Annotated in this window: 12 protein-coding genes; 11 read left to right on the forward strand and 1 reads right to left on the reverse strand. The window is 72.5% G+C overall.

Annotation, left to right across the window (positions count from 1 at the left end; all coding sequences use genetic code 11):
- The first annotated feature begins 17 nt into the window (after positions 1-17).
- The 6 genes from carA (at position 18) to cmk (ending at position 7,079) form a co-directional block, all read left to right on the forward strand.
- A complete protein-coding gene (carA, locus tag ACPPVX_RS22160) occupies positions 18-1,139 on the forward strand; it encodes a glutamine-hydrolyzing carbamoyl-phosphate synthase small subunit (RefSeq protein WP_426572757.1) in 1,122 nt (373 codons plus the stop codon).
- The gene (gene carB, locus ACPPVX_RS22165; RefSeq protein WP_426572758.1) at positions 1,139-4,459 is read left to right on the forward strand and encodes a carbamoyl-phosphate synthase large subunit; all 3,321 of its coding nucleotides are present in this window, start codon (positions 1,139-1,141) and stop codon (positions 4,457-4,459) included. The genes carA and carB overlap by 1 nt, the downstream gene beginning before the upstream one ends.
- A gap of 2 nt (positions 4,460-4,461) precedes the next feature.
- Positions 4,462-5,415 (forward strand): dihydroorotate dehydrogenase, encoded by a 954-nt coding sequence (locus tag ACPPVX_RS22170; RefSeq protein ID WP_426572759.1) that lies wholly within the window; start codon positions 4,462-4,464, stop codon positions 5,413-5,415.
- Positions 5,393-6,118: an orotidine-5'-phosphate decarboxylase gene (gene pyrF, locus ACPPVX_RS22175; RefSeq protein WP_426572760.1), complete on the forward strand. Its 726-nt coding sequence runs from the start codon at positions 5,393-5,395 to the stop codon at positions 6,116-6,118. Before ACPPVX_RS22170 ends, pyrF begins: the two co-directional genes overlap by 23 nt.
- 114 nt (positions 6,119-6,232) lie before the next feature.
- On the forward strand, positions 6,233-6,547 hold the full coding sequence (mihF, locus tag ACPPVX_RS22180; protein WP_426572761.1) for an integration host factor, actinobacterial type: 315 nt from the start codon (positions 6,233-6,235) through the stop codon (positions 6,545-6,547).
- 4 nt (positions 6,548-6,551) lie between these two features.
- The gene (cmk, locus tag ACPPVX_RS22185; protein ID WP_426572762.1) at positions 6,552-7,079 is read left to right on the forward strand and encodes a (d)CMP kinase; all 528 of its coding nucleotides are present in this window, start codon (positions 6,552-6,554) and stop codon (positions 7,077-7,079) included.
- 10 nt (positions 7,080-7,089) lie between these two features.
- Here cmk and ACPPVX_RS22190 read toward each other — a convergent pair whose 3' ends face one another.
- A complete protein-coding gene (locus ACPPVX_RS22190) occupies positions 7,090-7,737 on the reverse strand; it encodes a hypothetical protein (RefSeq protein ID WP_426572763.1) in 648 nt (215 codons plus the stop codon).
- Positions 7,738-7,877: 140 nt separating this feature from the next.
- Between ACPPVX_RS22190 and rpoZ the strand changes: the two genes are divergently transcribed.
- From rpoZ to ACPPVX_RS22215, 5 genes are all read left to right on the forward strand, one after another.
- Positions 7,878-8,186 carry a DNA-directed RNA polymerase subunit omega gene (gene rpoZ, locus ACPPVX_RS22195; protein WP_426572764.1) on the forward strand — a complete coding sequence of 103 codons (309 nt, stop codon included), beginning with the start codon at positions 7,878-7,880 and terminating at the stop codon, positions 8,184-8,186.
- A 22-nt stretch (positions 8,187-8,208) separates the two neighbouring features.
- The gene (coaBC, locus tag ACPPVX_RS22200; protein ID WP_426572765.1) at positions 8,209-9,432 is read left to right on the forward strand and encodes a bifunctional phosphopantothenoylcysteine decarboxylase/phosphopantothenate--cysteine ligase CoaBC; all 1,224 of its coding nucleotides are present in this window, start codon (positions 8,209-8,211) and stop codon (positions 9,430-9,432) included.
- A 19-nt stretch (positions 9,433-9,451) separates the two neighbouring features.
- Entirely contained in the window at positions 9,452-10,645 is a 1,194-nt protein-coding gene (gene metK, locus ACPPVX_RS22205) for a methionine adenosyltransferase (protein ID WP_426572766.1), read from the forward strand.
- A gap of 172 nt (positions 10,646-10,817) precedes the next feature.
- Entirely contained in the window at positions 10,818-11,048 is a 231-nt protein-coding gene (locus ACPPVX_RS22210; protein ID WP_426572767.1) for a hypothetical protein, read from the forward strand.
- Positions 11,049-11,087: 39 nt separating this feature from the next.
- Entirely contained in the window at positions 11,088-12,944 is a 1,857-nt protein-coding gene (locus ACPPVX_RS22215) for a hypothetical protein (RefSeq protein WP_426572768.1), read from the forward strand.
- Positions 12,945-12,950: the final 6 nt, after the last annotated feature.

The following is a 12,950-nucleotide window of genomic DNA, read 5'->3' on the forward strand; positions in this document are numbered from 1 at the left end:
CTCGGCGGGCCGGTCCGATGACCGTCCGCGACGCGCTCCTGGTGCTCTCCGACGGCACCATCTTCGAGGGCGAGGCGCTCGGCGCCGAGCCCAGCGGTGGGATCGCCACCGGTGAGGTGGTGTTCAACACGGTGCTCTCCGGCTACCAGGAGGTCCTCTCGGACCCGTCCTACGCCGGGCAGATCGTCACCTTCACCTACCCGCACATCGGCAACTACGGCGTCAACGCCGCCGACGAGGAGTCCCGGCGCCCGTTCTGCCGCGGTGTGGTCGTGCGGGAGCTGGCCCGGCGCCGGTCCAACTGGCGCGCCACCGAAGACCTCGACGCCTGGCTGACCCGCCACGGCGTGCCCGGCATCGGCGGCGTCGACACCCGTCGCCTCACCCGCCACATCCGCGACTCGGGGGCCACCCCGGGAGCGTTCGGGGCGCTCGGCCCCGCCGCCGACGGCACGCTCGTCGACGAGGCGGCCCTGGTCGCCGCGGCGGTCGCCGAGCCCGGCACCGACGGCATCGACCTGGTCTCGCAGGTCACCACCGACGCCCGCTACACGGTCGACGGCGGTCCCTACCGGGTCGTCGCGTACGACTTCGGCATCAAGACCACGATCCTCCGCCACCTCTCCGGGCTGGCCACGGTCGAGGTCGTGCCTGCCTCCACCACGGCGGACGAGGTGCTGGCGCTGGGCCCCGACGGGGTCTTCCTCTCCAACGGCCCGGGCGACCCGGCCACCGTGCCCTACGCCGTCGACGCCATCGGCGAGCTGCTCGGGCAGGTGCCGGTCTTCGGCATCTGCCTCGGGCACCAGCTGCTGGCCACGGCGCTCGGCGGCTCGATCACCAAGCTGCCGTTCGGCCACCACGGCGGGAACCACCCGGTGCGCCGCCTGCGCGACGGCGCGGTCGAGATCACCAGCCAGAACCACAACTTCGCGGTCGCCGAGGGCTCGGTCGCCCGGGCCGAGGTGACCCACGTCAACCTCAACGACGGCGTGATCGAGGGCATCAGCGCCCTCGACGTGCCCGCCTTCTCGGTGCAGCACCATCCCGAAGCGGGGCCGGGTCCCCACGACTCCGCCTACCTGTTCGACGACTTCGCGGCGCTGATGGCCAGCGTCAACGCCGGAGGCAAGGCCTGATGCCCAAGCGCACCGACATCTCCTCGATCCTGCTCATCGGGTCCGGCCCGATCGTGATCGGCCAGGCCTGCGAGTTCGACTACTCGGGCACCCAGGCCTGCCGCGTCCTGCGGCAGGAGGGCTACCGGGTGATCCTGGCCAACTCCAACCCGGCCACGATCATGACCGACCCCGACTTCGCGGATGCCACCTACGTGGAGCCGCTCGACGTCGAGATCCTCACCAAGATCATCGAGAAGGAGCGGCCCGACGCGCTGCTCCCCACCCTGGGCGGCCAGACGGCCCTCAACCTGGCCATGGAGCTGGTCGAGGCCGGGGTCCTCGACCGCTACGACGTCGAGCTGATCGGCGCCGACGCCGAGGCCATCGCCACCGCCGAGGATCGCGGGCTGTTCAAGGAGGCGATGATCGGCATCGGCCTCGACGTGCCGTCGTCGGGCACCGCCGCTCCGCCGGTCGAGCTCAAGAAGGCGCCCAAGGCCGAGCAGGTCGCCGCCGCCATGACGGTGGCCCGCCAGGTGGTCGACGAGATCGGCCTGCCGATCGTGATCCGTCCCGCCTACATCCTGGGCGGCAAGGGCACCGGCATCGCCAGCACGCTCGAGGAGTTCGAGAAGGTGGCGCACGACGGCCTCGACGCCAGCCCCATCACCGAGATCCTCATCGAGAAGAGCATCGCGGGGTGGAAGGAGTACGAGCTGGAGGTCATGCGCGACACGGCCGACAACTGCGTGATCATCTGCTCGATCGAGAACGTCGACCCGATGGGCGTCCACACCGGCGACTCCATCACCGTCGCCCCGGCCCAGACGCTGTCCGACGTCGAGTACCAGAAGATGCGCGATGCCGCCTTCGCCTGCCTGCGCCGCGTCGGCGTCGAGACCGGCGGCTCCAACGTCCAGTTCGCGCTGAACCCCGAGAACGGCGACATGGTCGTGATCGAGATGAACCCCCGGGTCTCGCGCTCGTCGGCCCTGGCGTCCAAGGCCACCGGCTTCCCGATCGCCAAGATCGCCGCCCGCCTGGCCGTCGGCTACACGCTCGACGAGATCCCGAACGACATCACCAAGAAGACGCCGGCGAGCTTCGAGCCCGTCATCGACTACGTGGTGACCAAGGTGCCCCGCTGGGCGTTCGAGAAGTTCCCGGGCCAGAAGGCGGTCCTGGGCACCCAGATGCAGTCCGTCGGAGAGGCGATGGCCATCGGCCGCACCTTCCCCGAGTCGCTCCAGAAGGCGCTGCGCTCGCTCGAGCACGGCCGCCTGGGCCTCAACGGCGACCCCGCCGAGGCCGCCTACGACGACCTGAGCGACGACGACCTGGTGGCGGCGGCGTCCATCGGCACCCCCGAGCGCCCGTTCCAGCTCGAGGCCGCCATCCGGCGGGGGATCCCGCTCGAGCGCATCTACGACGAGACCCGGGTCGATCCGTGGTTCCTCGACCAGATGAGCCTCATCACCGAGGAGCGCGCGGAGCTCGAGGCCACCGGCCTGGCGGCCATGACCGCCCGGGCGTGGAAGCGGGCCAAGCGGCTCGGCTTCGGTGACGCCCAGCTCGCCCACCTCTGGGGTGCCGACGAGGCCGAGGTGCGCAGCGCTCGCCTCGCCGCCGGCGTGCGCGCCACCTTCAAGACGGTCGACACCTGCGGCGCCGAGTTCGACGCCGAGACCCCGTACCACTACTCCACCTACGAGGACGAGGACGAGGTCCGGCCGAGCGACCGCAAGAAGGTCATGATCCTCGGGTCGGGCCCCAACCGCATCGGCCAGGGCATCGAGTTCGACTACTGCTGCGTCCACGCCAGCTTCTCTCTGCGAGACGCCGGCTTCGAGACGATCATGGTCAACTGCAACCCCGAGACGGTGTCCACCGACTACGACACCTCCGACCGGCTGTACTTCGAGCCGCTCACCTACGAAGACGTGATGAACGTCATCGAGGGCGAGCAGGCGTCGGGCGAGCTCGTCGGCGTGATCGTGTCGCTCGGTGGCCAGACGCCGCTCAAGCTCTCCGGCCTGCTGCCCGACGGCCTGGTGCTCGGCACCTCGGCCGCCTCCATCGACCTGGCCGAGGACCGCGAAGGCTGGAACGCCCTGTGCACCGAGATGGGCATCCCGCAGCCTCCCGGCGGCACCGCCACCAGCTACGAGGCCGCCAAGGCCATCGCCGACGAGATCCAGTACCCGGTCCTGGTGCGCCCGTCGTACGTGCTCGGCGGCCGGGCCATGGAGATCGTCTACGACGACGCCCAGCTCGAGACCGCCATGGCCCAGCTGGCCGGGTTCGGCTCCCTGGGCAAGGAGGGCGGCCTCTCGGCCTCCCGCCCGGTGCTGGTCGACCGGTTCCTCGAGGACGCCACCGAGGTCGACGTCGATGCCATCCGCGACCGCACCGGCGAGGTCATCATCGGCGGGGTCATGGAGCACGTCGAGGAGGCCGGGGTGCACTCGGGCGACTCCGCCTGCGCCATCCCGCCCTACTCGCTCACCCCCGAGACCATCGGCGTGATCGAGGGCCACACCCGGGCCATCGCCGAGGCGCTCGGCGTCATCGGGCTGATCAACGTGCAGTTCGCGGTCCGCGACGGCGAGGTCTACGTGATCGAGGCCAACCCGCGCGCCAGCCGCACGGTCCCGTTCGTGGCCAAGGCCACCGGCGTCCCGCTCGTGAAGGTGGCCAGCCGGGTGATGGTCGGCGCCACGCTCGACGAGCTGCGGGCCGAGGGCCTGATGCGCCCGGGCTCCACCGACGGCCACGTCGCCGTTAAGGAGGCCGTCCTCCCGTTCAACCGCTTCCCCGACGCCGACCGGGTGCTCGGCCCGGAGATGCGCTCCACCGGCGAGGTCATGGGCATCGACCGGTCGTTCGGCCTGGCGTTCGCCAAGAGCCAGATCGCGGCCGGGGACCGCCTGCCCGAGTCGGGCCGGGTGTTCTTCTCGCTGGCCGACCGGGACAAGGCGAACGGCGTCACCGCCGCCCGCGGCTTCCTGGAGCTGGGCTTCGAGGTGGTGGCCACCGAGGGCACCGCCGCCGCGTTCGAGGCCGCCGGGGTCGACGTGGCCCGCCGGGTGGCCAAGCTGGGCGACGACGGGGGAGGGGAGACCGCGGTCGACCTCATCCGCGACGGCGACATCCAGATGGTGGTCAACAGCCCGAGGGGTCGAGGCCCCCGGGCCGACGGCGGCTACATCCGGGCCGCCGCGGGGGTGGCCGGGATCCCGTGCCTCACCACGGCGGCCGCGGCCCTGGCCGCTGCGGAGGGCATGGCCGACTGGGCCACCCACGACCTCCAGGTGAAGCCGCTGCAGGAGTTCCACTGACCGTGGCCCGCACGCGGATCGCTCGCATCGCCGCCCTGCCCACCCGGGTCGGATCGATCGAGCTCCGCAATCCCGTGCTCACCGCATCGGGGACCGCCGGCCACGGCGCCGAGCTGGCCTCCTACGTCGATCTGGCCGGCCTGGGCGCCGTGGTCACCAAGTCGGTCTCGGCCGACCCCTGGCCGGGCAACCCCGCGCCGCGGGTCCACGAGGCGACAGCAGGGATGCTCAACGCCGTCGGGCTCCAGGGGCCCGGCGTGGCCGCCTGGATCGCCGACGACCTGCCCGCCCTGCTCGCCACCGGCGCCACCGTCGTGGCGTCGATCTGGGGCCGGTCGGTCGACGACTACCGGCGGGCCGCGGAGGCCATGGCGGCGGCGCCGGCGCAGGTGGTGGCCGTCGAGGTCAACCTCAGCTGCCCCAACGTCGAGGACCGGTCGGGCATGTTCGCCCACTCGGCCGAGGCCACCGAGGCCGCCATGGCGGTCACGGAGGCGTGCGGCCGGCCCCGCTGGGCCAAGCTCAGCCCCAACGTGGGCGACCTGATCCCCATCGTCGACGCGGCCGTGGCGGGCGGGGCCGAGGCGGTCACGCTGGTGAACACGGTCATTGGCATGGCCATCGACCCGGCCACCCGCACGTACCGGCTCGGCAACGGCGGCGGCGGCCTGTCCGGTCCGGCCATCCACCCGGTGGCGGTGCGGGCGGTCCACGACGTCGCCGCGGCCCGGCCGCACGTGCCCATCGTCGGTGCAGGCGGGGTCACCGATGCCGAGACGGCCGCCGAGCTGCTGGTGGCCGGAGCATCCGCGGTGCAGGTCGGGACGGCCACGTTCGCGGATCCGCGGGCCCCGGGACAGGTTGCAGTAGGACTGGTTGACTGGTGCCGCCGCCATCGCATCGATGACGTGGGCGAACTGATCGGAGCGATCCATGGACACGACCGCCAACGCTGAGGCGCCCCTGGTCGACGCCGACCACGACGTGAGGCGCCGCCTCGCGCTCGTGCTCGACATCGACGACCTGGTGGTGGCTCGTCGCCTGGGGCAGACCCTCCGCCCCTGGTTCGGCGTGGTCAAGGTGGGCCTCGAGCTGTACAGCGCAGCCGGTCCCGACGCGATCGAGACGATGGTCGAGCTCGGCTACCAGGTGTTCGTCGACCTGAAGCTCCACGACATCCCCACCACGGTCAACAAGAGCGCCAAGGTGCTCGGGTCCCTCGGTGCCTCGTACACCACCATGCACGCCATGGGCGGCGTCGACATGATGCGCGCCGGGGTCGAGGGGTTCAACGAGGGCGCGGCGCAGGCCGGCATGCCCGAGCCCTGCGCCCTGGCGGTCACCGTCCTCACCAGCGACGACACCGCGCCGCCGCACATCCTCCCCAAGCGCGTCGCCCTGGCCATCGAGGCCGGCTGCGGTGGCCTGGTGTGCGCGGTCGCCGATGCCCGCGACGCTCGGCAGATGGGGCCCCGCCTCACCATCGTCACGCCGGGCATCCGGCCGGCCGGCACCCCCACCCACGACCAGGCTCGCGCCGCCACGCCGCAGGAGGCGTTCGACGCCGGCGCCGACCTGCTGGTCATCGGCCGGGCGGTCACCCAGGCCGCCGATCCGGTCGTGGCCGCGTCGCAGCTCGTCGAGTCGATCACCCTCTAGCGCCGCGGCGGGCTCGCCACCCGGCCTCACCTGGGACGACGCTCCGATGGCCCGGTGTGACCGGTGCCCCATCATCCCCGACCTGCATCGCAAGGCAGGGGTAGGGTTTTCGTCATGGCACAACCCCCGCAATTGACCCCAGAGCAGCGAGCTGCCGCACTCGAAAAGGCTGCGGCAGCCCGGAAGGCACGAGCCGAGCTGAAGGAGCGCCTGAAGCTCGGGACCATCTCGCTCGCCGAGGTGCTCACCGAATCCGACACGAGCGACCTGGTCGGCAAGACCAAGGTGCTCGCCGTGCTCGAATCCCTGCCCGGTGTGGGCAAGGTGAAGGCCCGTCGGACCATGGACGAGATCGGCATCGCCGACACCCGCCGGCTGCGCGGGCTCGGCAAGCAGCAGCGCGAGGCGCTGCTCAACGCCTTCTCCTGACCGCGTGCTGATCACCCTGTCGGGTCTGCCCGGCTCAGGGACCAGCACCGTCGCCCGGACCGTCGCGTCGCGCCTCGGCCTCCACCACCTCGATGGGGGGACCGTGTTCCGAGCGCTCGCGTCCGAGCGCCAGATGAGCCTGGCCGACTTCGCCCGCGTCGCCGAAGGCGATGACTCCATCGACCGCGCGCTCGACGACCGGCTGGTCGCGCGGGCGGCGGAAGGCGACGTGCTCGTGGAGTCGCGCCTCGCAGGATGGCTGGCCACCCGTGCCGAGCTGGCTGCCCTGCGGATCTGGATCCACTGCGACGAGGTCGAACGGGCGCGCCGCGTCGGCGCTCGCGACGGCCACGAGACCGCCGAAGCCCTGGCCACCAACCAGGAGCGCGAGGCGTCGGAGCGGTCGCGCTACCTCACCTACTACGGCATCGACCTCACCGACCTGTCGATCTACGACTTGGTCGTCGACTCCACCCGCACCCCGCCCGAGGAGATCGTCGAGCAGATCGTCGGGGCGTCGGCGCCGCGCTGAGCGGCCTCGCTCACTTGCCGGCCAGGCAGGCCTGGACCGCGGCGAACGTCGCGTCGTCCACCTCGCTGCCGGTCACGCTGGCGATGAAGCCGGCCTCGACGAACTGCTTGGTGATGGCATCGGCGAGGCACGCCTTGGTCTTGTCGCTGACGTCGCCCTGGGCGCTGACCTGGTCGGTGACCTGCGAGGTCACCGAGGCCCTGAGGTCGATGTCGCAAGCGTCGACGTCGGCCAGCAGGGCGTTCGCCTTCGCCTTGGACAGCCCGAGCCCCGTGAGCGTGAACCCGCTGCTGGCGACGTCGGCCGGGGAGAGCCCGGCCTTCGCGAAGCCGGCGACCCCGATGGTCTTGACCCACTTCGGCGCCAGGCAGTCCGAGGCCTTCTTGGCGGCGGCGCCATCGAGGCCGGTGTAGGCGTCGATGGCCGGGGCCAGTGCGACCTGGTAGCCCTTGGCGCCGTCCTTCAACGTCGACGGGTCGATCGGGGCCCTCGTGGTCTTGGTGCTCCCGTCGGCGGCCGTGGTGGTGGTGCCCTTGGCCGCGGTGGTGCTGGTGGGATCGGAGTCCGAGCTGCAGGCGGACAGGGCGAGGGCGAGCGCGGCCACGAGCGTGATGACGGTGAGGGCGGCGCGGTCGGTTCGGGGTGCGGTGCGGGGCATGTGGTTCCTCGTTCGGCGGGCGCCAAACCCTACCGACCTCGACCGATCCGGCACGGCCAACCGGTCCGTCTCGCTGGAGCGGACCTCGACTTGGTACGATCGACCGGCCTTCGGCACAGACGACGAAAGACAGTGGCACGATGACCTGGCAGCACGAGACGATGATGAACCCGCCGATCGAGGAGCTCCTCACCCGGGCCGATTCCAAGTTCCGGCTGGTCACCCTGGGCGCCAAGCGCGCCCGTCAGATCAACTCGTACTTCGGCCAGCTGGGCGACACCTCGGGTCACCTGGTCCCGCCGCAGGTCACCTCGGTGGCCCGCAAGCCGCTGTCGATCGCCTTCGAGGAGATCGCCGCCGACAAGATCGAGGCCGTCGACATCGATCCCGAGGCCGATGCGGCCGAGGCCCAGGCCGCGCTCGACGCAGCCGCGGCCCAAGACAGCTGAGCCACCCGCCCCGCTGATCGCCATGTTCTCCGGTCGGCGCGTCGTCCTCGGAGTCACGGGAGGCATCGCCGCGTACAAGGCGGTCGAGGTCTGCCGCCGCCTCGTCGATGCCGGCGCCCACGTCAGCCCGATCATGACGTCGGGCGCATCGCGCTTCATCGGCGCCACCACGCTGTCGGCGCTGGCCTCCGAGCCGGTCCAGACCTCGTTGTGGGACGAGGACAGCCCCATCCCGCACACCCGGCTCGGCCAGGCCGCCGACGTCATCGTGGTGTGCCCGGCCACGGCCCGCCTGCTCTCCGACTACGCCGCCGGCCGGTCGTCCGACCTGCTCACGGCCACCCTGCTGGCCACCCGGGCGCCGGTGGTGGTGTGCCCGGCGATGCACACCGAGATGTGGGAGCACCCCGCCGTCCAGGAGAACCTGGCCACCTTGCGCCGTCGGGGCGTGCACGTGGTCGATCCCGAATCCGGTCGGCTCGCCGGCGGCGACATCGGCCACGGCCGCCTAGCCGACCCGGCCACCATCGTCGCGGCCGTGGGCGCCGCGCTCACCCTGCCCGACCTGGCCGGCCTGCGGGTCGTCGTCACCGCCGGCGGCACCCGGGAGGCCATCGATCCGGTCCGGTTCATCGGCAACCGCTCATCGGGCAAGCAGGGCACGGCCATCGCCGTCGCCGCCGCCCGTCGCGGCGCCCAGGTCACGCTGATCACCACGGTCGCGGCGACGGCCCCGTCGGGGATCGACGTGGTGCCCGTCGCCACCGCCGCCGAGATGCGCGCCGCGGTCCACCAGGTCGCGCCGCAGGCCGACATCGTGGTCATGGCCGCCGCGGTCGCCGACTTCCGGCCCGTCGCGGTGGCCGACCAGAAGCTGAAGAAGGCCCAGGGGATCCCCGAGATCCGCCTCGAGCCCACCGAGGACATCCTCGCCGAGCTCGGCGCCGCCAAGCCCCAGGGCCAGACCCTGGTGGGCTTCGCCGCCGAGACCACCGACGTTGCGGCCAACGCCCAGGACAAGCTGGTGCGCAAGGGCGCCGACCTCCTGGTGGCCAACGATGTGTCCGCTCCGGCCACCGGATTCGAGCACGACACCAACCAGGTGGCCATCTACAGCGCCGCCGGCGAGGTCGACTCCGTGCCGCTCTCGGGCAAGGACGCGGTGGCCGACCGCGTTCTCGACTCGGTCGTGTCGTTCCGCCTATTGTCGGCCGGTTCGCTAAATCCGCAATTCCCGACCAGTTAAGTCATCAAGGAGCACCCCTGTGAGTCGTTGGACCTTCACCTCGGAGTCGGTGACGGAGGGTCATCCGGACAAGATGGCCGACCAGATCTCGGACGCCGTCCTCGACGCGATCCTCGCCCAGGATCCCGCCGCCCGGGTGGCCTGCGAGACCCTCATCACCACCGGCCTCGTGGTCGTGGCGGGCGAGATCACCACCTCGGCCTACGTCGACTTCCCGGCGATCGTCCGCGGCACGGTCAACGGCATCGGCTTCGACAACGGCAACGTCGGCTTCGACGGCAACACCTGCGGCGTCATCACCTCGATCGACGGCCAGTCGCCCGACATCGCCCAGGGCGTCGACACGGCGTTCGAGACCCGCACCGGCTCCGCCGGTGAGGACGAGCTCAACAGCCAGGGCGCCGGCGACCAGGGCATGATGTTCGGCTACGCCTGCAACGAGACCGACGACCTCATGCCCATGCCCATCTGGCTGGCGCACAAGCTGTCGGCCCGCCTCGCCGAGGTGCGCAAGGCCGGGATCCTCCCGTACCTCCGCCCCGACGGCAAGACCCAGGTCACGTTCGACTACGAGGGCAACAAGCCCGTCGCCCTCAAGACCGTGCTCATCTCCACCCAGCACAACCCGGGCATCGATGCCGAGACCACGATCAAGCCCGACCTGATCGAGCACGTGATCCGCCCGTCGCTGCCGGCCGAGTTCGCCGACGACGACTTCGAGGTCTTCGTCAACCCCACGGGCACCTTCGTGCTCGGCGGCCCCCACGCCGACGTCGGCCTCACCGGCCGGAAGATCATCGTCGACACCTACGGCGGCATGGCCCGCCACGGCGGCGGCGCCTTCTCCGGCAAGGACCCGTCGAAGGTGGACCGCTCGGCCGCCTACGCCGGCCGCTGGGTCGCCAAGAACCTCGTCGCCTCCGGCGCCGCCGACCGCGCCGAGGTGCAGGTGGCCTACGCCATCGGGGTGGCGCACCCGGTGTCGCTGCTGGTGGAGACCTTCGGCACCAACAAGGTCGAAGAGACCAAGATCGTCGACGCCGTGAACCAGGTGTTCGACCTCCGCCCCGGTGCCATCGTGCGAGACCTCGACCTGCGTCGCCCGATCTACCAGAAGACGGCCGCCTACGGTCACTTCGGCCGCAACGACCCCGACTTCACCTGGGAGCACACCACCCGGGCCGACGACCTCAAGAGCGCCCTCGGCCTCTGACCCGTCGGGTCATCCGCGAACGAAGCGAAGGGCGGGCCTCCGGGCCCGCCCTTCGCCGCGCCCGGGCCCTAATGCAACTCGTTCCCGTGGGCGGGCGCCGAGGTGGCACCCCTGCTGCCATGACCACCGACCCCGGCACCGCGCCCGCCCCGAGCGGCCCGGGGTCGACGACGTGCTCACGGCGGAGCACATCGAGGCGATCCGCCTCGGGCGGGCCCCCGATCCCGACGCCGTGGCCGCGGCGGTGGCTGCCTCCGAGGAGGCCGAGCGGACCCTGCGGCTGGGGGCCGGGCACGTCCACCGCGACGACATCGCCTTCGCCGTCGACGTGGACCGGTTCGACTTCGCCATGGCCGTCACCAGAGATCCCCTGGGGCTGCGGCTCGACCGGGTCGCACCGTAGGGCGCGGGCGCGCCGTGCTCGTTGTGCGATGGTGAGCGGGTGAGCGAGGTGGACGGTCGACAGCGGGTGGTGCGCGTGCTGCCCGACGTGGTCGCCATCGACAAGGAGTTCGACTACCTCGTCCCCGACGGGGTCGAGGCCGGCGTGGGCGACGTGGTGCGGATCCAGCTCCACGGCCGGCGCGTCGGCGGTTGGATCGTCGCGGCCGGGGTCGAGCCCATCGCCGGGGTGGCGCTCAAGCCGCTGGCCAAGGTCAGCGGTCGCGGCCCGTCACCCGAGCTCATCGAGCTGGCGGCGTGGGCGGCGCGCCGGTGGGTGGGCCGTCGGGCCTCGTTCCTGCGCACGGCGTCGCCTCCTGGGGTGGTGCGCACGCTCCGGGGGAGCGGAGCTCCCACGTCGGCCACCACGGCCCCCCCAGCCCGCCCCGCGGTCCACGACGCCCTGGCCCTCCGTGCCGCGGTGCTGCGGCTGGGTCCGGGAGCCGACCGCTACCCGCTCGTGCTGGCCGCCGCGACCGGTGCAGACAGCGCGGAGGATGCGGACGACGGCCAGGTGCTGATCCTGTGCCCATCGGTGGCGGAGGCCCAGACGCTCGGCCGCCGGCTGCGGCGAGACGGCGTGCGCACCGCCATCGTCGCCGCCGACCGGCCGGGTGCGGCCGCGGCGGGGGAGTGGATCCAGGCCGCATCCGGGACCGCCCGCGTGGTGGTCGGGGCGCGGGCCGCCGCGTGGGCCCCCACCGCGCACCTGGGCCGGGTCGTGGTGCTCGACGAGCACGATGAGGCGTACCAGCAGGAGCAGACCCCCACGTGGAACGCTCGCGACGTGGCCATCGAGCGGGCCCGCCGAGCCGGCGTGCCCTGCCTGCTGGTGTCCCCTTGCCCATCGCTCGAAGCCCTGGCCTGGGGCGAGCTGGTCGCCGAGCCCCACATCGACGAGCGGGCTGCCTGGCCCCGCGTCGAGGTGGTCGATCAGCGTGAGCTCGACCCGTCGCTCGGTCCGCTGTTCTCGCCGCGCCTGGTCGATGTGGTCCGCGGCGAGGGCAGGGTCGTCTGCGTGCTCAACCGGGTCGGTCGTGCCCGGCTGCTGGCCTGCGGGTCCTGCGCCACGCTGGCGCGGTGCGCGGTGTGCGACGCCGCGGTCCACCAGCTCGACCAGGCGGGCGCCGACGGGGCCGAGCGGTTCGGGTGCGGCCGCTGCGGGACCGAGCGGCCCATGGTGTGCCTCCACTGCGGCGGCCACCGGTTCAAGAACCTGCGCCTCGGCGTCAGCCGGGCCCGCGAGGAGCTCGAGGCCCTGGCCGGGGAGCCCGTCGTGGAGGTGACCGCGTCGACGGCGATCGACGACCCCGGCGTCCGCGACGCGCGGATCCTCATCGGCACCGAGGCCGTCCTGCACCGGGTGCCCCGAGCATCGGCGGTGGCGTTCCTCGACTTCGACCAGGAGCTGCTGTCGCTGCGCTACCGCGCGGCCGAGCAGGCCCTCGCCCTGCTGGCGAGAGCCGGCCGGGTCGTCCAGCGGGGGAGCGCGGCGGGCGAGGGGCGTCGGCCCGGCGCGCCCGATCGTGGTCTCGTGCTGGTGCAGACGCGCACGCCGGACCACCCGGTGCTGGTGGCCGCCCACCAGGCCGATCCGGGGCGGCTCGTCGCCAGCGAGCTCCCGATGCGCAGCGCGCTGGGCCTGCCACCGTCCACCGCCATGGCCGCGGTGTCGGGCGCGGCTGCGCCGGCGTTCATCGAGGCGCTGGGGGAGCCGGCGGGGGTGCGGGTGCAGGGCCCGCTCGACGACCTGTGGCGCATCGTCGCCCCCGACCACGAGGCGCTCTCGGCCGCCCTCGTCGGCATCGGCCGGCCGCCGGGGCGCCTCCGCATCGAGGTCGATCCGCTGCGCCTGTAGCGGACC

Origin of the sequence: Aquihabitans sp. McL0605, assembly GCF_049993875.1 — a bacterium.
In the GTDB taxonomy this organism is placed as follows: Bacteria; Actinomycetota; Acidimicrobiia; order Acidimicrobiales; family Iamiaceae; genus Aquihabitans.

Bases quoted from the DNA above. Each gene is read 5' to 3' on its own strand.
- carA (WP_426572757.1), top strand. From the start codon at position 18: ATGACCGTCCGCGACGCGCTCCTGGTGCTCTCCGACGGCACCATCTTC.
- carB (WP_426572758.1), top strand. From the start codon at position 1,139: ATGCCCAAGCGCACCGACATCTCCTCGATCCTGCTCATCGGGTCCGGC.
- pyrF (WP_426572760.1), top strand. From the start codon at position 5,393: ATGGACACGACCGCCAACGCTGAGGCGCCCCTGGTCGACGCCGACCAC.
- mihF (WP_426572761.1), top strand. From the start codon at position 6,233: ATGGCACAACCCCCGCAATTGACCCCAGAGCAGCGAGCTGCCGCACTC.
- ACPPVX_RS22190 (WP_426572763.1), bottom strand. From the start codon at position 7,737: ATGCCCCGCACCGCACCCCGAACCGACCGCGCCGCCCTCACCGTCATC.
- rpoZ (WP_426572764.1), top strand. From the start codon at position 7,878: ATGACCTGGCAGCACGAGACGATGATGAACCCGCCGATCGAGGAGCTC.
- coaBC (WP_426572765.1), top strand. From the start codon at position 8,209: ATGTTCTCCGGTCGGCGCGTCGTCCTCGGAGTCACGGGAGGCATCGCC.